We start from the raw sequence: 17,214 nt of genomic DNA, 5'->3' as shown, positions 1-17,214 counted from the left end.
GCGGCGGGCGCCCGGCACCTCGGCCGCTTGACACCACCCACGGGTCACCCGGAGTATCACCTCCGTGAACCTGTCAGACAGCCAGACAGGTGGGCGGGGCCCGCGGCGCGTCAGCGCCATGGAAGCGGTGCTCTCCCACCTTCGCGGCGCCATCGAGCGCGGCGAGTACGCGATCGGCGACAAGCTCCCCTCCGAGGCGGAGCTGTGCCGCACGCTTGAGGTCTCCCGGCCCGTGCTGCGGGAGGCCCTGCGCGCCCTGCAGACGATGGGGCTGACCGTGGCCAAGACCGGCAAGGGCACGTTCGTCGTCGCGAGCAGCGTCGAGGACCCCACGTTCGGCGACTACTCGGCCAGCGACCTGCTGGAAGTGCGTCGGCACGTCGAGATCCCGGTCGCCGGGTACGCGGCGGTGCGCCGCACCCCGGAGAACCTGGACCACCTCGCTCACCTGCTGGACCGCATGGAGCGGGAGACGGACACCACCGCGTGGGTCGCGATGGACACCCTCTTTCACCTGGCGGTGGCCGAGGCCGCGCAGAACCCGGTGTTTCGCCGGGTCATCGAGGAGATCCGCGACGCGCTGGCCCGCCAGTCGGCGTTCCTGAACGAGCTCGGCGGACGGCGTGAGCAGTCCAACCGGGAGCACCGGGCGATCGTCGAGGCACTGGTCGACGGTTCCGAGCACGACGCGGTCGAGGCCATGTCCCACCACCTCGACCGGGTCGAGACCACCCTCACCGACATCGTGCGCTCCGCGCGCACAGACATCCCCACGGAAGGCGGACCCGAGGCGTGAGCGAGCAGTCCCTGCACGACGAGGTGCAGCCCGGGCAGATGCAGAAACGTTCCGGCCATGTCGACGCCGGAGACGAGGGCTACAGCAAGTCCCTGAAGTCCCGGCACGTCAACATGATCGCCATCGGCGGCGCCATCGGCACCGGCCTCTTCCTCGGCGCCGGCGGCCGCCTCGCCGACGCGGGCCCCTCCCTCTTCATCGCCTACGCCGTCTGCGGCGTCTTCGCCTTCCTCGTCGTGCGCGCCCTCGGCGAACTCGTGCTGTACCGGCCGTCCTCAGGGGCCTTTGTGTCGTACGCCCGAGAGTTCCTCGGAGAGAAGGGCGCGTACACAGCGGGCTGGATGTACTTCCTCAACTGGGCCACCACCGGCATCGCCGACATCACCGCGGTCGCCACCTACACCCACTACTGGGGCATGTTCTCCGACATCCCGCAGTGGGTGATCGCATTGATCGCATTGACTGTCGTCCTTGCCGTCAACCTGATCTCGGTCAAGATCTTCGGTGAACTTGAATTCTGGTTCGCCATCGTCAAGGTCGGCGCGCTCGTCATCTTCATGTTGATCGGCATCTTCCTGCTGGTCACGCAGCACCCGGTCGACGGCCACACCCCCGGCCCGTCCCTGATCGCCGACAACGGCGGCCTCTTCCCGAGCGGCCTGCTGCCCATGCTGCTGATCATCCAGGGCGTCGTCTTCGCCTACGCCTCCGTCGAGCTGGTCGGCGTCGCCGCCGGTGAGACCGAGAACCCCGAGAAGATCATGCCGAAGGCGATCAACTCGATCATGTGGCGCGTGGGCCTGTTCTACGTCGGCTCGGTCGTCCTGCTCTCGATGCTGCTGCCCTGGTCCTCGTACAAGGCGGGGGAGAGCCCCTTCGTCACCGTGCTCTCCAACATCGGCGTCCCGGCCGCCGGCGGCATCATGAACCTCGTCGTGATGACCGCGGCGATGTCCTCACTCAACTCCGGCCTCTACTCCACCGGCCGCATCCTGCGCTCCATGGCCGTCGCCGGCTCCGCCCCGGAGTTCACCGCGCGGATGAGCCGCAGCCAGGTTCCGTACGGCGGCATCCTGCTCACCAGCGGTATCTGTGTCCTCGGTGTCGGCCTCAACTTCGTCGTCCCCGCGGAGGCGTTCGAGATCGTGCTGAACTTCGCCGCGATCGGCATCCTCGCCACCTGGGGCATGATCATGATCTGCCACCTGCGGTTCTGGCAGCTGACCCAGCGCGGCGACCTCACCCGCCCCGGCTACCGACTGCCGGGCTCCCCCTGGACCGAAGTCGTGACGCTGGCCTTCCTCGCCTCCGTCCTGGTCCTCATGTACGCCGACGGCGGCGCCGGACGCACCACCGTGCTGTGTCTGCCGCTGATCGTCGGAGCCCTGGTCGCGGGCTGGTACGCCATCCGCGGCCGGATCACCACCCACTCCACCAGCCCCGGACCCGGCGCGTGACCCGCGTACCGGCCCACCCCGACCCCTCAGTGAACCAGGCAGTGATGTACATCAGCTCCGTCACGGACGCACCCCTCGTCCGTGAGCCCCTCCACGCCCCCGTCGCCCACCTCGTACGCGGCGGGATCGTCGAGGGCGTCCACTACGGCTCCGTCGTCGTCCTCGGCACGGACGGCGAGGTCACCTTCCACCTCGGCGACATCGAGGCGGCGTTCTACCCGCGCTCGGCGCTCAAGCCCGTCCAGGCCGTGGCCATGGTGCGCGCCGGGCTGCCGCTCGACGGCGAGCTGCTCTCCCTCGCCGCCGCCAGCCACTCCGGCGAAGAACGCCACCTCGCCGGCACCCGCCGCATCCTCGACATGGCCGGGCTCGCCGAGAGCGACCTGCGCAACGTCCCCGACCTGCCGTTCGACCCGGTCGTCCGGGACGCCTGGGTGCGCGAGGGCCGGATGCCCTCCCGCCTCGCCCAGAACTGCTCCGGCAAGCACGCCGCCATGCTGTACACGGCCCGGCTCAACGGCTGGTCCCTCGACGACTACCTCGACCCGGCGCACCCCCTCCAGCAGGCCATCGCCGAGATCGTCGAGGACCTCACCGGGCAGCGTGTCGCCCAGGTGACCGTCGACGGCTGCGGCGCGCCCCTGTTCTCCGTCTCCCTGCACGGCCTCGCCCGCGCCGCCGCCCGGATCGTCACCGCCGAGCCCGGCACCCCCGAGGCACGCGTCGCGGACGCGATGCGCGAGCATGCCGAGATGGCCTCCGGCTCGGGGCGGGATGTGGCCGCGTTGATGCGGGCCGTGCCGGGGCTGCTGGCCAAGGACGGGTTCGAGGGCGTTCAGGTGGCCGCGCTTCCGGACGGGCGGGCCGTGGCCGTGAAGATCGCCGACGGGGCGAGCCGGGCGCGGGTTCCGGTCGCCGCGGCGGCGCTTGCTCGCGCGGGCGTTGATCCGGCGGTGCTCAGCGAGTTCGCGGGGGAGCCGCTGCTTGGTGGGGGGCGGCCGGTGGGGTGTGTGCGGGTGGTTCGGGCCTTGGAGCCGGTTCCGCTGGCGTCTTCGGCGTAGCGCCCAGAGCTGATTGCCGGTTCGAAGGGGGACTGCGGGCCGTCGTCGGGCTTGCGGTTGTGTGTGGCTTGTCGCGCAGTTCCCCGCGCCCCTTGGGGGCGTCACCTCACCCTTCTCAGAAAGTAGACCTGCCTCATGACTGCCATCGCCACCCGCACCGAACACGATCTGCTTGGCGATCGGGACGTCCCCGCCGATGCCTACTGGGGCATTCACACCCTGCGCGCCACGGAGAACTTCCCCATCACCGGCACGCCGATCTCCGCCTACCCGCACCTCATCGACGCCCTCGCCGCCGTCAAGGAGGCCGCTGCCCTCGCCAACGAGGAACTCGGCCTGCTCGCCTCGGACAAGGCCGCCGCCATCGTCGCCGCCTGCCGGGAGATCCGGGACGGCAAGCTGCACGACCAGTTCGTCGTGGACGTCATCCAGGGCGGCGCCGGCACCTCGACCAACATGAACGCCAACGAGGTCGTCGCCAACCGGGCGCTGGAGCTGCTCGGCCACGCCAAGGGCGAGTACGGGTATCTGCACCCCAATGAGGACGTCAACCTCGGCCAGTCAACCAATGACGTCTACCCGACCGCCGTCAAGATAGCGACGGTCTTCGCGGTACGTGGACTGCTCAAGGCGATGGCTGTACTGCAGGACGCCTTCGCCCGCAAGGCCGTCGAGTTCCGCGATGTGCTCAAGATGGGCCGTACACAGTTGCAGGACGCGGTACCGATGACGCTCGGTCAAGAGTTCTCCGCATATGCCGTCATGATTGACGAGGACCGCAGCCGTCTTGCCGAGGCCGTCGAGTTGATCCATGAGATCAACCTGGGCGCCACCGCCATCGGCACCGGACTGAACGCCCCCGCCGGGTACGCCGAAGCCGCCCGCCGCCACCTCGCCGCCATCACCGGCCTGCCGCTGGTGACCGCGGCGAACCTCGTCGAGGCCACCCAGGACTGCGGCGCGTTCGTCCAGATGTCCGGCGTGCTCAAGCGGATCGCCGTGAAGCTCTCCAAGAGTTGCAACGACCTGCGCCTGCTTTCCTCCGGCCCGCGCGCGGGCCTTGGGGAGATCAACCTGCCGCCGGTACAGGCGGGTTCGTCCATCATGCCGGGCAAGGTCAACCCGGTGATCCCCGAGGTCGTCAACCAGGTCGCCTTCGAGGTGATCGGCAACGACGTCACCATCACCATGGCCGCCGAGGCCGGACAGCTCCAGCTCAACGCCTTCGAGCCGATCATCCTGCACTCCCTGTCCGAGAGCATCACGCATCTGCACAGCGCCTGCCTCACCCTCGCCGAGCGCTGCGTCGCCGGCATCACCGCCAACACCGAGGTGCTGCGCGCGAGCGTGGAGAACTCCATCGGCCTGGTCACCGCCCTCAACCCGCACATCGGGTACACCGCGGCCACCGACATCGCCAAGGAGGCCCTGGTCACGGGCCGGGGCGTGGCCGAACTCGTCCTGGAGAAGGGCCTGCTGCCGGCCGAGCGGCTCGCCGCGCTGCTGAAGCCAGAGGTCCTCGCGGGCAGCGGCTCACCCGTCGTCTGACCTGGGGATGCGCGCCAGGACCGGACCGGAGGCACACTAGTGATCATGACGTCGTCGCTGAGCTTCCAACCGGTCCTGGAGCGCATCGCCGAGGAGATCGAGCACACCCCCGGCCGTGGCCGCCCCGCCGACTACATCCCGGCGCTGGCCGCCCGCGACCCCCGCAGCTTCGGCATGGCCGTCGCGGAACTGGACGGCACGGTGTACGGCGTGGGGGAGTGGCGCGAGCCGTTCTCCGCGCAGTCCGTCACCAAGGTCTTCACCCTCGCCCTCGACCTGGCCCGCGAGGGCGACGAACTCTGGGAGCACGTCGGCCGCGAGCCCTCCGGCAACCCGTTCAACTCCCTGGTGCAGCTGGAGTACGAGAGCGGCATTCCGCGCAATCCGTTCATCAACGCCGGTGCGCTGGTCGTCACCGACCGCCTCCAGACCCGTACCGGCGACGCGGCGGGCACCCTCCTGGAGTTCCTGCGCGACGAGAGCGGCAACCCCGAGGTGGACTTCGATGCCGAGGTCGCCGCGTCCGAAGCCGCGCACGGCGACCGCAACGCCGCACTGGCCCACTTCATGGCCTCCTACGGCAACATCGACAACGCGGTGCCGCTGCTGCTCGACCAGTACTTCCGGCAGTGCTCGATCCGCGCGTCCTGCGCCGACCTCGCCCTGGCCACCGCGTTCCTGGCTCGGCACGGGGTGCGCGCCGACGGTTCCCGGCTGCTGAGCCGCAGCCAGGCCAAGCAGGTCAACGCGGTGATGCTGACCTGCGGCACGTACGACGCGGCGGGTGATTTCGCCTATCGGGTGGGCCTGCCCGGCAAGAGCGGGGTGGGTGGAGGAATCGTCGCCGTGGTGCCGGGCCGCTGCACGTTGTGCGTGTGGAGCCCGGGGCTCGACGACCGCGGCAACTCGGTGGCGGGGGTCGCTGCCCTGGACCGTTTCACGACGCTCACCGGACTGTCGGTGTTCTGATCACATGGCAGTCATGCGCAGGCTAACCCCCGGAGGGCGGCGCGTCGCTTTCCGGCCACCCGGCGTTGACACCCTGACCGAGTGTTGGCCATGGCTTCCTCCGTCGATCTCCGCCGCTGCCAGATGCTCGGTCTGGCCGGTACCGCCTTTCTCGCGTTGGGTGGTGAGACGGCCGGAGCCCTCCCGGTCCGCGAGTTGCTGTCGCCGTCCTCGGCCGGCGCCGCGCTCGGACTCGTCGGCGTCTACTTCGGCGTCGTCCTGCTGATAGCGGCCTGGGCGCTGCTCGGCCGGCTGCTGCGCGGCCCCGAACCACCCACGCCACGCTCCCTGTTGCTGGTCCTCGCCGTCTGGGCGGCCCCGCTGCTGCTGGCCCCGCCGCTGTTCAGCCGCGACGTCTACAGCTACCTCGCCCAAGGCGCCATGGTCGACGCGCAGATCGACGTGTACACGCACGGCCCGTCCCGGCTCGGCGGCCCGCTCGCCGAGGAGGTCTCCCCGGTGTGGCAGCACACGGCCGCCCCGTACGGCCCGGTGTTCCTCGCCGCCGCCTCCGCGCTGTCCGGCCTGACCCGGGGCGAACTCCCCGCCGGTCTCATGGGCATGCGCTTGCTGGCGCTGCTGGGCGTGGCCCTGATGGCGGCCGCGCTGCCCCGCCTCGCCCGGCACAACGGCGCCGACCCGGCCGCCGCCCTGTGGCTCGGTGCCCTCAACCCGCTGGTGCTGCTGCACCTGGTGGCCGGCGCGCACAACGACGCCATGATGCTCGGCCTCCTCGGCGTGGGCCTGGTCGCGGCGCTGGGCCGCTGGCCGGTCCTCGGCGCGGTCCTGGTCACCCTCGCCGCTCTGGTCAAGGCGCCCGCCGTGCTCGGCCTCGCCGCGATCGTCGTCCTGCAGATACGCGCGGGACGCAGCGCCGTGCGGGCGGTGCTGACGACCGCCGCCGCGTCGGCCGCCACGACGGTCGCCGCGACAGCGGTCGCCGGGACCGGATACGGGTGGATCGCCGCCCTCAACACCCCCGTCTCACCGCACAACTGGGCGCTCACCAGCCTGCTCGGCCGCGCCACCGGCGCCCTGCTGGAGCGGCTCGGCAGCGACCTCGCACCGCTCGCCGTCCCGGTCTGGCACACGATCGGCCTGGTCATCACCGCCGCCGCGCTGCTCGTCATATGGGTGCGGCTGCGCCCGCGCCCGGTGTACGCGCTCGGCCTCAGCCTGGCGGCGGTGGCCGCCTTCGGCCCGGCCATCCGGCCCTGGTACGCGCTGTGGGGACTGTTCCTGATCGCCGCCGCCGCGCCCAACACCTCGGTACGGCACCGGGTCGCCGCGGTCACCTGTGTGCTGGCGCTCGGCGTCCTGCCCAGCGGCGGCCCGGCCGACCTCGGGCAACTGGTGCTGGCCGTCTCCGGCGGCGTACTCGCCGTGGTCGTGCTGTGGCAGGCCCACCAGGCCGCGCAGGCCCCGGTCCTGGGGCGTACGGCATGAGGACACCCCGCACCGACCGCGGGCGGCTGCTGCTCGTGCTGGTCCTCGCCGCCGCCGTGACCGTCTTCACCGCGACCGTGCCGCTCCTGCGCGACTGGTTCGACCTGCGCGTCTACCACGGCACCATCCACAGCTGGATCGACGACGGCGGCCGGATCTACGACTACCGGGTGCCGGGCACGATGTACGGCTTCACCTACCCGCCGTTCGCCGCCGTCGCCATGCTGCCCATGGCCCTGGTCGGGATGCAGGCCGCGATCGTGATCGCGCTGCTGCTCAACCTGGCGGCCCTGGCCGTGTCGCTGCGCGTGCTGACCGGCCGGGCCTGGCGCCGCCACGGCTGGTACGGCTGCGCCCTGGCCGCCTGCGCCCTCGCGCTGTACGAACCGCTGCGCGACACCTTCAGCTTCGGGCAGGTCAACGTCCTGCTGCTGGCCCTCGTCCTGGTCGACGCCTGGCTGCTCGCCACCGGGCGGGGCCGCTGGGCCGGAATCGGCATCGGCCTCGCGGCGGCCATCAAGCTCACGCCCGCCCTCTTCATCGGCCTGCTGCTGCTCGGCCGGCGCTGGCGGGCCGCGACCGTCGCGACGGGCGTGGCGGCCGGGGCGACGGGGCTCGCGGCCGTGGTGACACCGGAAGCGTCGCGCTTCTACTGGACGCACGCCATGTGGGACACCACCCGCGTGGGCCGGCTGGACTACGTCTCCAACCAGTCCCTGCAGGGCATCCTGGCCCGGCTGGACATCGAGAGCCGCGCGGTCTGGGCGGTCACCGTGCTGCTGGTGCTGGGCGTGTGGGCGTGGCGCGCCCGCAAGGCCGTGGCGGCCGGCGACTGGTATGCCGCGTTCGCACTGACCGGTCTGACGGCCTGTCTGGTCAGCCCGATCACCTGGGTGCACCACCTCGTCTGGCTGCTGCCGGCCTTCGTGGTGCTGGTGCGGGCCGGACAGCCCCGGATCGCGGCCGTGCTGTACGCCGTGCTGTGCACCAGCGTGGTGTGGCTCTGGTTCGACGACGCGTCCGGTGTCGACGGGTTCCTCGGCAGCAACACGTACGCCTGGATCACCCTCGGGCTGCTGCTGGGGATGCCGGTGGGTCAGTCCTCGATGTGGAAGACCTTGAGCCGCAGGACCAGCGCGACGGCCGCCGCGCCCAGACAGGCGGCGACCGCGATCGCCGCGGTCTCCGGCCAGCCCGGCTCGGGCTCCGGCGTGACCGCGGCGGCCACCGGCTCCGGCGCGGTCTCGGGACCGGGGCGGGGCCTGCTGCGCAGGGCGTCCAGCGAGCCGACCGGGTCTACCCGGTCGCCGGCGCCGAAGCCCCAGTCGAGCAACGACCGGGCCTCCTCGTAGACGTCGAAGGGGCCGCCCGACTGGGGGTTCATCACCGACACGACCAGGGTGCGCCCCTCGCGTCGGGCCGCGGCGATGAGGGTGTGTCCAGCTTCGCTGGTGTAGCCGTTCTTGACGCCGATCAGGCCCGGGTAGCGGATCACGCCGTCGTCGCCGGTCAGCAGCCGGTTGGTGTTGCGGATGTCGTATGCCCAGTCGCCGCCGCCGGGGAACTTGGCCTCCAGGGTGGCGCAGTACCGGGCGAAGTCCGCGTTGCGCAGCCCCTCCCGGCCGAAGAGGGCCAGGTCGTACGCCGACGACACCTGGCCCTCCGCGTCGTAGCCGTCGGGCGACCGGACCCGTGTGTCGCGGGCGCCCAGGGCGTGGGCCTTGGCCTCCATCTGCCGGGCGGTGACGCGCCAGCCGCCGTTGAGCCGGGCCAGTACGCGCACGGCGTCGTTGCCCGAGCTGAGGAAGACCCCGCGCCACAGGTCGTCGACGCGGTACGAGTCCCCCTCGTTGACGCCGACCAGGCTGCTGCCCTCACCGACCTCCGACAACTCGCCGTACGTGACCTGGTGCCGGATGCCGCCGGGCAGCTTGGGCAGCACGGTGAGGGCGAACAGCGCCTTGATGGTGCTGGCGGGGGGCAGTTTGCGGTGCGCGTCGTGCGCGGCGAGCACCTCGCCGGTGCGGGCGTCGGCGACCAGCCACGACAGGGCGGAGACGTCCGGGACCTCCGGCGCGCCGGGGCGCGGCCGCACCTGCGTGCCGGAGCGGTACAGCACGGCCGGCACCGGTGCCGTTCCGCGGGGCGCGCCCGGTGTTCCGGGGTCGGCTCCGGTCGGGGCGGCCGTCGCGACGGGCGCGAACGCGAGGGCACCAGCCAGGCAGAGGCCACAGGCCGCCACAGCCACCCGGGAAGTGAGTCCGATCGTCATATGATCAACCTAGGAATGGACCGGCCCCGATGCGCGCTGCCCGGGCCAAGCGGGGGCCGCGTGCACCCGGATGCGTGAACCCCGAGTTTCGCGCTTCCACCAACCGGGACGCGTGGGCCTGGCTAGCCGGCCGGCAGCGTCGGCTGGATCCGGCGCAGGAACGTGGCGTTGTCGGGGGTCTGCCGCATCCGCTCCAGCAGCGTCTCCAGACCGGCCTCGCCGTCCCGGGGCTGCAGCGCCCGCCGCAGTCCCCGTACGGCCGTCAACTCGGCCGGGGACAGCAGCAGTTCCTCGCGACGGGTGCCCGAGCCGGTGATGTCGACGGCCGGGAAGACACGGCGGGAGGCGAGTTCGCGGCTCAGCCGGAGCTCCATGTTGCCGGTGCTCTTGAGCTCCTCGAAGAAGAAGTCGTCGGCCCGGGAGCCGGTCTCGACCAGGGCGGTGGCCAGGATGGTGAGCGAACCGCCCTCCTCGGCCAGCCGTGCGGCTCCGAAGAACCGCTTGGGCCCGTGCAGCGCGGCCGCGTCCACACCGCCGGAGAGAGTACGGCCGCCGGAGGCCGCGGCGTTGTTGTGCGCCCGGCACAGCCGGGTCAGCGAGTCGAGCAGGATCACCACGTCCTCACCGGCCTCGACGAGCCGCTTGGCCCGCTCGATCACCAGCTCGGCGAGCGCGATGTGCTGCTTGGGCGTCCGGTCGAAGGTCGAGGCGTACACCTCGCCGCGCACCGAGCGCCGCATGTCGGTGACCTCCTCGGGGCGCTCGTCGAGCAGCACGACCATCAGCCGGCACTCGGGGTGGTTGCCGGCGACGGCGGCCGCGATCTGCTGGATCAGGACGGTCTTGCCGGTCTTGGGCGGGGCCACGATCAGCCCGCGCTGCCCCTTGCCGACGGGGGAGAGCAGGTCGGCGACGCGTCCGGTGAGCCCGGCCGCCGGGTGTTCGAGGCGGAGCCGCTCGCAGGGGTGAAGGGGCGTGAGGTCATGGAAGTGACGGCGGCCCCGGAGCTGCGCGGGCGCGTGGCCGTTGATGTGCTCGACGCCGGTGATAGCGCGCTGCGCGCCGCGCACGGCTTCGACGAGGTCGCCCTTGCGCAGTCCGTACCGGCGGATCAGTGCGGCCGGGAGCTGCGGATCGGCGGGCGAGGGCAGGCAGTCGAGGCCGCGGAGGTGTCCCTTGCCGCCCGCGTCGATGTCGAGGACACCGGTGACGACCTGGGTGGCCAGGGCCTGCTGCTGAAGAGGAGGGTGTTCGAGTGTGGTGGTCATGGTGGTCGGTCCTTTCACGGACTCGGAGGCCTGCTGGGCAGGCGAGCGGGAGGAAGGGAAGGGGGGAAGAGCCGCAGACGAGGCGTACGTGCGTGCCTCCGGGCGGCGGGAACAGCACCTCGGCGACGGCCTGAAGGCACGTGAATTGAGGTGGTGCTGGGAAGCCGCTGCACCAGCCGGCAGAAAACGGCGGGTGTCTCGCGGGCTGAGGAAGGAACTGGCACCGGCGCCACAACGGGGCGTACACAAGTGCTCCCAGCACTGTACCCCCTCACCTGCGACTGCCGCTGTGACATGCGTCTCACCGGCTCGCGGGCGGCGGCCCTACCCCGGTTGGATGGGGTGGATCAACGTGGGCGGTGGAGGGTGTGCCGGGGATGGGGGAGGGGCGGTCGCTGGGGCGGCGCTTCGGATGGCTGTGGGGTGCTTACGCGGTCAGCACGATGGGCACCTGGCTCGCCTTCGACGCGTTTCCCCTGATCGCCGTTCTGGTGCTGCATGCCGGGCCCGGCGAGGTGTCGGCGCTTGCCGCGGCCGGGCTGGTGGTGGGGGCCGTGGTCGCGGTGCCGCTCGGGCCGTGGATGGAGTTCCGCCGCAAGCGGCCGGTGATGATCGTGACGGACCTGGTCCGGTTCGCGGCGCTGATGACCGTACCCGTGGCCTTTCTGCTCGGTGAGCTGAGCCTGGCCCAGCTCCTGGTGGTGTCGGTGGTCGTCGCGGCGGCGGACATCACCTTCACCGCGGCGAGCGGGGCGTGCCTGAAGGCGCTCGTGCCGCCCGGGGACCTGGTCGTCGCCAACGGGCGGTTCGAGGCCACGATGTGGACCTCCACCGTGCTCGGCCCGCCGCTCGGCGGCTTCGCCGTCGGGATGTTCGGCCCGGTCGTGACCGTGGCGGCGAACGCGGTCAGTTTCCTGCTCTCGGCGGTGGGGATCCGCGCGATGGGCGCCGGCGAGCCACGCCCGGCGACGCGTGCGGGGGCGTCGTCCCGGCTCCGGGCCGCCGACCTGCTCGAAGGCTGGCGGCACATCCTCACCGACCCGGTGCTGCGCCCGCTGTTCTGCAACACGGTCCTGGTCAACGGCCTGATCATGGCGGCCTCGCCGCCGCTCGCCGTCCTGATGCTCGGTCCGCTCGGGTTCCCGCCTTGGCAGTACGCCCTCGCGTTCGCCGTGCCCTGCATCGGCGGGCTGATCGGCTCCCGCCTGGCCCCAGGGCTCGTCGCACGGTTCGGGCAGCGCAAGATCCTGCTCACGGTGGGGACACTGCGCGCGTGCTGGCCGGTCGGGCTGGCCTTCGTCCACCCCGGTGTGACCGGGCTGCTGCTCGTGTGGGTGGTCGAGTTCGGGCTGATCACCTGCATGGGCGTGTACAACCCGGTGCTCGCCACCCGCCGGCTGGATCGGACCCCGTCGGACCGTGTCGCGCGCACCCTGTCCGCCTGGTCGATCTCGGTGAAGCTCAGCATCGCGGCCCTGACCGCCCTGTGGGGCGTGCTGGCCGCCGTCACCAGCCCGCGCACCGCGATCGCACTCGCCGGGCTACTGATCCTTGCCACGCCGCTCCTGCTGTCCAGGCGGGACTAAGCTGAAGTCGATGTTCAGCCCCCAAGGCCCCAGCCTGCGTGAACTCGCCGTCCAGGCGCTGTCGTCGGTCGAGCGGGGCTACGACCTGCTCGCCCCCAAGTTCGACCACACCCCCTTCCGCACGCCGGACTCGGTGCTCGACGCCGTCGCCTCGGCGCTGCGTCGGATCGGGCCGTTCGAGGACGGGCTCGACGTGTGCTGCGGTACCGGCGCGGGCGTCGGCGTGCTGCGGCAGGTGTGCGAGGGGAGTGTCACAGGGGTCGACTTCAGCGCGGGCATGCTCGCGGTCGCGCGGGAGCGTGTCCCGTCCGGCCTGCCCCGGGTGTCGTGGGTGCGCGCGGACGCCCGGGCCCTGCCGTTCCGCCCCGCGTTCGACCTGGCGGTGAGCTTCGGTGCGTTCGGGCACTTCCTGCCGCGGGAACTGCCGGGGCTGTTCGCGCAGGTGCACTCCGTGCTGCGGCCGGGCGGGTGCTTCGCGTTCCCGGTCGTGGCGCCGCCCCGGCCCGGCTCCCTGATGTACTGCATGCTGCTGGGCTTCGACCTGGTGATGCGGGTGCGCAACGCCGTGTGGCGGCCGCCGTTCGTCATGTACTACCGGGCCGTGCGGTTCGGGGACCTGCTGAGGGAGCTGGAAGGCGCCGGGTTCCGGGTGCATCTGCACCCGCTGCCCGAGTTCGGGCGGCAGCGGGACGGCAGCCCGCGGGTGCGGATGGTCGTGGCCCGACGCCTCCCGTAGGGCTCAGCTTCGGATGAAGTCGAGCAGATCGGCGTTGAAGGCCCGCTCGAAGTCGCCGACCAGGCCGTGCGGGGCGGCCCGGATTACACCACTGCTCCACGCAGTCGTACGCGGCCCTGAGACCGACCTGCATGCTCCACATCCAGAACGCCCGGCGTACGCCCTCGGACTCGATGGCGCCGGGCCGGTTGAAGCCGTAGAAGCTCTCGCTGAGATCCCAGTAGAACTGCGCGCGATCCGCCTCGACACCGGCCCGGATCCCGTCGAAGGCCTCCAGCGGTGTGCCCTGCGGATTGGCGTCCGTCCTGAGCATCAGTGGCGGGACGGCACCGAGCAGCACGGCCTTGGCGACCCGCCCGCTGCCGTGCCGCCCGAGATAGCGGGCCACCTCGCCGCCGCCGGTCGAATGGCCGACGAGGATGACGTTGTTGAGGTTGAGCGTCTCGATCAACTCGCCAGGTCGTCGGCGTACTGGCGTCCGCGATCGTCAGACCGCCGCCGGGAGCGTGAACTCGTAGACCAGCGCGTCCCCTTGGGCGTCCACGACGAGGTCGGTGACCTCCAGCGGCCGCTCGTACTGGTCGTGCACCAGGCGCGTCACCCGGACCGAGGGACTGTCGGGGAGGCGGGTGATGGCGTCGCGGTGGTGCAGGGTCAGCCCTGCCTTGCGCATCCAGTCGTAGGCGCGGCGCAGCTGGGCCGAGGCGGTGCCGTCGGCGCGGTCGCGGTAGCGGGCCAGCTGCTCGACCTCGGCCAGGGCCACGGCCGAGAAGGACGTGACCGCCCTGCGCAGGCCGCGGCCGTCGGCGGAGGCGGACTCGTAGCGGTGCATCAGCGTCGGCCGGTGCGGAGCGAGCCCGAGGGCCGCCGCGTGCTCGGGCGGGGGTGTCTCCCAGGTGACCGTGGCCCGGTCGACGGCGCGCGGGTCGGCGGCGCGCCGGGCGCCGACCGGGAAGGCCAGCGAGGTCAGGTTCTCGACCGGCGGGCCGGGCAGAGTGGCGTGGCTGCCGCGCCGGTCGGTGGCGACCAGGCCGTCCCGGCGCAGCACCTCCAGCGCCTGCCGTACGGTCTCCCTGCTGACGCCGAAGTGCTCGGCCAACTGCCGTTCGCCCGGCAGCCGTTCGCCGGGCGGGATCGTGCCGTCGCTCAGTTCGCCGAGCAGCTCCGTCGCGATCCGCCAGTACAGGGGCCGTTCGTCGGTGTGCGGGCGGTCGTGCGGGGTGGTGCGGGCCATGCCGCGCCCTCCTGTTGGTGACGTGCCGTAGCCGTGCGGGCTCATTGCGCCACCAGATCTAGCATTGGTCTAAACCAGCAGGGAAGACCGGCCCGGCGGTTCGGCCGAAACAGAATGGGCGGGAACTCGCCGAGCACGCGCGCACGGCCGTCACAGGGCGCCGTACAGGGCGTTCACCAACGCCATCTTCCGTGGATCGTCGGCGATGTGCGGCCCCATGCGGTTCATCACATACCCGAGCGACACGCCCGCCTCCGGGTCGGCGAGCCCGCAGGACCCGCCGAACCCGTCGTGCCCGAAAGCGCGGGGGTTGGGCCCGTACGAGCCGTGCGGCCCGCTGAGCCACAGGCCGAGCCCGGCCTCCGTGTCCCTGCCGAGGCCGGCGCCCAGCACCAGGTCCCGGCAGCTGCCCTGCCCCTCGCGCACCCGCTCGGCCGCCTCGGGGGAGAGGGCGCGCCGGCCGCCGTACGGTCCCCGGCCCGCGAGGATCCCGTACAGGGCGGCCACCGCCCGCGCGGTGCCGTGGCCGTTCGCGGCGGGGATCTCGGCGGCCCGCCACTCGGGCGTGTTGGCCTCGGCCGCGCCCACCGCGGGGTTGGTCAGCGCGGCGAGCGCGGCGGGCGCCAACTGGCTGAAGATCGACGCCTGTTCGGTGCTCGGCGCGGCTCGTCGGTGCGTCAGATCCGCAGCCCGCCCGGCGTCCTTCTCCGGCAGCCCGATGGTGAAGTCGATGCCGAGCGGCCCGGTCACCTCCCGCTCCAGGAACGCGCCGGGCAGGAGCCCCGAGGCCCGCCGGACGACCTCGCCGACCAGATGGCCGTACGTCAGCGCGTGGTAGCCCGACCGCGTCCCCGGCTCCCACCAGGGCGCCATCGCCGCGAGCCGACGGGTCGTCACCTCCCAGTCGCACAGATCGGCGAACGCGTGCGGTTCGCGCAGTCCGGACAGCCCGGCGCGGTGCGAGAGCAGATGCCGTACGAGGACCTTCTCCTTGCCCGCCGCGGCGAACTCCGGCCAGTACGTGGCCACCGGTGCGTCGAGGTCCAGCAGGCCCCGGTCGGCGAGAAGGTGCGCGCACAGCGCCACCGCCCCCTTGGACGTCGACCACACGTTGACCAGCGTGTCGCGCTCCCACGGCCGGGTGCGGGCCGGGTCGGCCCAGCCGCCCCACAGGTCCACCACGGTCACGCCGTCGACCACGACGGTGACGGCCGCGCCCAGCTCCTCGCGCTCTTGGAAGTTCTCCTCGAACGCCACACGCACCGCCGCGAAACGAGCGTCGCAGTGGCCGTGGATCTGTGGCTCGCGCTCGGACATGCACCCTCCGTCGTCCGCAGGAAGCCCGGTCCGCGACCCTGCGGACCGGGCTCCATGAACGTACCGACTGGTCGGACGGCGCGGAATGTCAGCGGGAAGGTCGGCCGAAGAACAGCGACCCCGTCGGCTCCTGGTGGCCGTCGACGCTGTGCCAGTAGTCCCGCGTCTCGACCGCCAGCCCCGCCGCGTCGAACCGCACGAAGACGCACCCGGCCAGGGTGACGGCCTCGCCGCCCTCCTCGGACAGCACCCGGAACTCGGCGACCGCCACCCCGCCCTCACCCACCACCGGCGGTGAGAAGCGCACGTCGGTCACCCGCTCGTCGGCGAACGACCAGCGCAGATACGCGGCGAGCTCGCCGCGCCCGCGGTGCGGCTCACGGAACGGCATGGAGCGGTGGACGCACTCCTCGGCGTACAGCGCGAGCAGCGCGTCCACGTCGTGCGCGGCCCAGCCCCGCTCCCACACGCGGACGAAGCGCTCGGCGGCCTCCCAAGTCTCCACGACGGACCGCTCAGGCGTACGACCGCAGCCAGCGCATCCTGGCGACCTCCTGGAACGGGCCGCCGCCCTCGTGGTCGTTGAAGTCGTACACCTCGATCGCCTTCTCCTCGTGCGCCCAGGCGTTGAACGCGGCGAACACCGTGGACGGCGGGCACGTCTGGTCCTCCAGCGCCGCCGAGAACAGGGCGGGGGCGCTGGCGCGGGTGGCGAAGTGCACGCCGTCGAAGTAGGAGAGGGTACGCAGCGCGTCCTCGCTGCGGCCGCGGTGCGTCTTGAGGTAGAGGCCGATCTCCCGGTACGGGTGACGGTCCGTCAGGGTCGCCGCGCGCGGGTAGTCGCACAGGAACGGCACGTCGGGCGCGACCGCCACCAGGTCGGGGACCAGGCCGCCAACGGCGATGGCGATACCGCCGCCCTGGCTGGCGCCGAGGGCGACGGTCCGGGCCGGGTCGGTGAGCGGATGCGAGCGGGCCGCCTCGACGGCGCGGACCGCGTCCGTGAACACCCGGCGGTAGTAGTAGTTCTCGGGCGCGTCGATGCCGCGGGTCATGAAACCGGGGTACGCCGGAGCGCCGCCGACCGGGTCAGGGGTGCCGCCACCGGCGCCCCAGGCGCTGCCCTGACCGCGGGTGTCCATCACGAAGTGCGCACGGCCCGTGGACGCCCACAGCAGATGCTCGTGCGGCAGCCCGCGCCCGCCCCCATAGCCGATGAACTCGACGACCATCGGCAGCGGTTCCCCGGCGGCGACGGGCAGCGTCAGCCAGCCCTTCACCGGGTGACCGCCGTACCCGGCGAACGTCACGTCGAACACCTGTACGGTGGTCAGTCCCGTGTCGACCGGCTCGAACCGGGCGTCCAGGTCGTGCTCGCGGGCCTCCTGGAGGGTCTTGGACCAGAAGGCGTCGAAGTCCTCGGGTTCGGCGGAGGAACTCCGGTACTCGCGGAGCTCGTCGAGGGGGAGGTCGAACAGGGCCATG

Annotated in this window: 14 protein-coding genes and 2 pseudogenes; 9 read left to right on the top strand and 7 right to left on the bottom strand. The window is 72.1% G+C overall.

Annotated features, from left to right (window positions below; genetic code table 11):
• The first annotated feature begins 118 nt into the window (after nucleotides 1–118).
• From SSP24_RS15180 to SSP24_RS44105, 7 genes are all read left to right on the top strand, one after another.
• The gene (locus SSP24_RS15180) at nucleotides 119–796 is read left to right on the top strand and encodes a FadR/GntR family transcriptional regulator (protein ID WP_141310144.1); all 678 of its coding nucleotides are present in this window, start codon (nucleotides 119–121) and stop codon (nucleotides 794–796) included.
• Nucleotides 793–2,253, top strand: a complete 1,461-nt coding sequence (locus SSP24_RS15175; RefSeq protein ID WP_141310051.1) for an amino acid permease — start codon at nucleotides 793–795, stop codon at nucleotides 2,251–2,253. The genes SSP24_RS15180 and SSP24_RS15175 overlap by 4 nt, the downstream gene beginning before the upstream one ends.
• 44 nt (nucleotides 2,254–2,297) lie before the next feature.
• A complete protein-coding gene (locus SSP24_RS15170; protein ID WP_141310143.1) occupies nucleotides 2,298–3,314 on the top strand; it encodes an asparaginase in 1,017 nt (338 codons plus the stop codon).
• Nucleotides 3,315–3,449: 135 nt separating this feature from the next.
• Nucleotides 3,450–4,862: an aspartate ammonia-lyase gene (aspA, locus tag SSP24_RS15165; protein WP_141310050.1), complete on the top strand. Its 1,413-nt coding sequence runs from the start codon at nucleotides 3,450–3,452 to the stop codon at nucleotides 4,860–4,862.
• Nucleotides 4,863–4,907: 45 nt separating this feature from the next.
• Nucleotides 4,908–5,831 (top strand): glutaminase, encoded by a 924-nt coding sequence (locus tag SSP24_RS15160; RefSeq protein ID WP_141310049.1) that lies wholly within the window; start codon nucleotides 4,908–4,910, stop codon nucleotides 5,829–5,831.
• Nucleotides 5,832–5,921: 90 nt separating this feature from the next.
• Nucleotides 5,922–7,316 carry a polyprenol phosphomannose-dependent alpha 1,6 mannosyltransferase MptB gene (gene mptB / locus SSP24_RS15155; RefSeq protein WP_141310048.1) on the top strand — a complete coding sequence of 465 codons (1,395 nt, stop codon included), beginning with the start codon at nucleotides 5,922–5,924 and terminating at the stop codon, nucleotides 7,314–7,316.
• A complete protein-coding gene (locus tag SSP24_RS44105; RefSeq protein ID WP_141310047.1) occupies nucleotides 7,313–8,668 on the top strand; it encodes a glycosyltransferase 87 family protein in 1,356 nt (451 codons plus the stop codon). Before mptB ends, SSP24_RS44105 begins: the two co-directional genes overlap by 4 nt.
• A gap of 83 nt (nucleotides 8,669–8,751) precedes the next feature.
• Here SSP24_RS44105 and SSP24_RS15145 read toward each other — a convergent pair.
• Nucleotides 8,752–9,588 (bottom strand): annotated as a pseudogene (locus SSP24_RS15145) (D-alanyl-D-alanine carboxypeptidase family protein); the annotation flags it as partial.
• Nucleotides 9,589–9,710: 122 nt separating this feature from the next.
• Nucleotides 9,711–10,856, bottom strand: a complete 1,146-nt coding sequence (rho, locus tag SSP24_RS15140; RefSeq protein WP_141310045.1) for a transcription termination factor Rho — start codon at nucleotides 10,854–10,856, stop codon at nucleotides 9,711–9,713.
• Between the two features lie 377 nt (nucleotides 10,857–11,233).
• On the opposite strand from rho, the gene SSP24_RS15135 reads away from it, so the two are divergent.
• Entirely contained in the window at nucleotides 11,234–12,442 is a 1,209-nt protein-coding gene (locus tag SSP24_RS15135; RefSeq protein WP_141310044.1) for an MFS transporter, read from the top strand.
• 10 nt (nucleotides 12,443–12,452) lie between these two features.
• Entirely contained in the window at nucleotides 12,453–13,178 is a 726-nt protein-coding gene (locus SSP24_RS15130) for a class I SAM-dependent methyltransferase (protein ID WP_141310043.1), read from the top strand.
• A 91-nt stretch (nucleotides 13,179–13,269) separates the two neighbouring features.
• Here the strand turns inward: SSP24_RS15130 and SSP24_RS15125 are convergent.
• From SSP24_RS15125 to SSP24_RS15105, 5 genes and pseudogenes are all read right to left on the bottom strand, one after another.
• Nucleotides 13,270–13,649 (bottom strand): annotated as a pseudogene (locus SSP24_RS15125) (alpha/beta fold hydrolase); the annotation flags it as partial.
• A gap of 16 nt (nucleotides 13,650–13,665) precedes the next feature.
• Nucleotides 13,666–14,412, bottom strand: a complete 747-nt coding sequence (locus SSP24_RS15120; protein WP_141310042.1) for a GntR family transcriptional regulator — start codon at nucleotides 14,410–14,412, stop codon at nucleotides 13,666–13,668.
• 150 nt (nucleotides 14,413–14,562) lie between these two features.
• Nucleotides 14,563–15,729: a serine hydrolase domain-containing protein gene (locus SSP24_RS15115; RefSeq protein WP_141310041.1), complete on the bottom strand. Its 1,167-nt coding sequence runs from the start codon at nucleotides 15,727–15,729 to the stop codon at nucleotides 14,563–14,565.
• An 88-nt stretch (nucleotides 15,730–15,817) separates the two neighbouring features.
• Nucleotides 15,818–16,234 carry a nuclear transport factor 2 family protein gene (locus SSP24_RS15110; protein ID WP_141310040.1) on the bottom strand — a complete coding sequence of 139 codons (417 nt, stop codon included), beginning with the start codon at nucleotides 16,232–16,234 and terminating at the stop codon, nucleotides 15,818–15,820.
• A 10-nt stretch (nucleotides 16,235–16,244) separates the two neighbouring features.
• Nucleotides 16,245–17,213 (bottom strand): acetylxylan esterase, encoded by a 969-nt coding sequence (locus SSP24_RS15105; protein WP_141310039.1) that lies wholly within the window; start codon nucleotides 17,211–17,213, stop codon nucleotides 16,245–16,247.
• Nucleotide 17,214: the final 1 nt, after the last annotated feature.

The organism is Streptomyces spinoverrucosus (assembly GCF_006539505.1).
GTDB classification, from domain to species: domain Bacteria; phylum Actinomycetota; class Actinomycetes; order Streptomycetales; family Streptomycetaceae; genus Streptomyces; species Streptomyces spinoverrucosus.
The sequence above is the reverse complement of the archived record's forward strand: the minus strand, read 5'-3'. Positions and strand labels throughout refer to the sequence as shown.

Coding starts and splice junctions, on each gene's coding strand:
- SSP24_RS15120 (WP_141310042.1), bottom strand. CDS start 14,412: ATGGCCCGCACCACCCCGCACGACCGCCCGCACACCGACGAACGGCCC.
- SSP24_RS44105 (WP_141310047.1), top strand. CDS start 7,313: ATGAGGACACCCCGCACCGACCGCGGGCGGCTGCTGCTCGTGCTGGTC.
- SSP24_RS15130 (WP_141310043.1), top strand. CDS start 12,453: ATGTTCAGCCCCCAAGGCCCCAGCCTGCGTGAACTCGCCGTCCAGGCG.
- SSP24_RS15160 (WP_141310049.1), top strand. CDS start 4,908: ATGACGTCGTCGCTGAGCTTCCAACCGGTCCTGGAGCGCATCGCCGAG.
- mptB (WP_141310048.1), top strand. CDS start 5,922: ATGGCTTCCTCCGTCGATCTCCGCCGCTGCCAGATGCTCGGTCTGGCC.
- SSP24_RS15105 (WP_141310039.1), bottom strand. CDS start 17,213: ATGGCCCTGTTCGACCTCCCCCTCGACGAGCTCCGCGAGTACCGGAGT.
- aspA (WP_141310050.1), top strand. CDS start 3,450: ATGACTGCCATCGCCACCCGCACCGAACACGATCTGCTTGGCGATCGG.
- SSP24_RS15170 (WP_141310143.1), top strand. CDS start 2,298: ATGTACATCAGCTCCGTCACGGACGCACCCCTCGTCCGTGAGCCCCTC.
- SSP24_RS15180 (WP_141310144.1), top strand. CDS start 119: ATGGAAGCGGTGCTCTCCCACCTTCGCGGCGCCATCGAGCGCGGCGAG.
- SSP24_RS15135 (WP_141310044.1), top strand. CDS start 11,234: ATGGGGGAGGGGCGGTCGCTGGGGCGGCGCTTCGGATGGCTGTGGGGT.
- SSP24_RS15115 (WP_141310041.1), bottom strand. CDS start 15,729: ATGTCCGAGCGCGAGCCACAGATCCACGGCCACTGCGACGCTCGTTTC.
- rho (WP_141310045.1), bottom strand. CDS start 10,856: ATGACCACCACACTCGAACACCCTCCTCTTCAGCAGCAGGCCCTGGCC.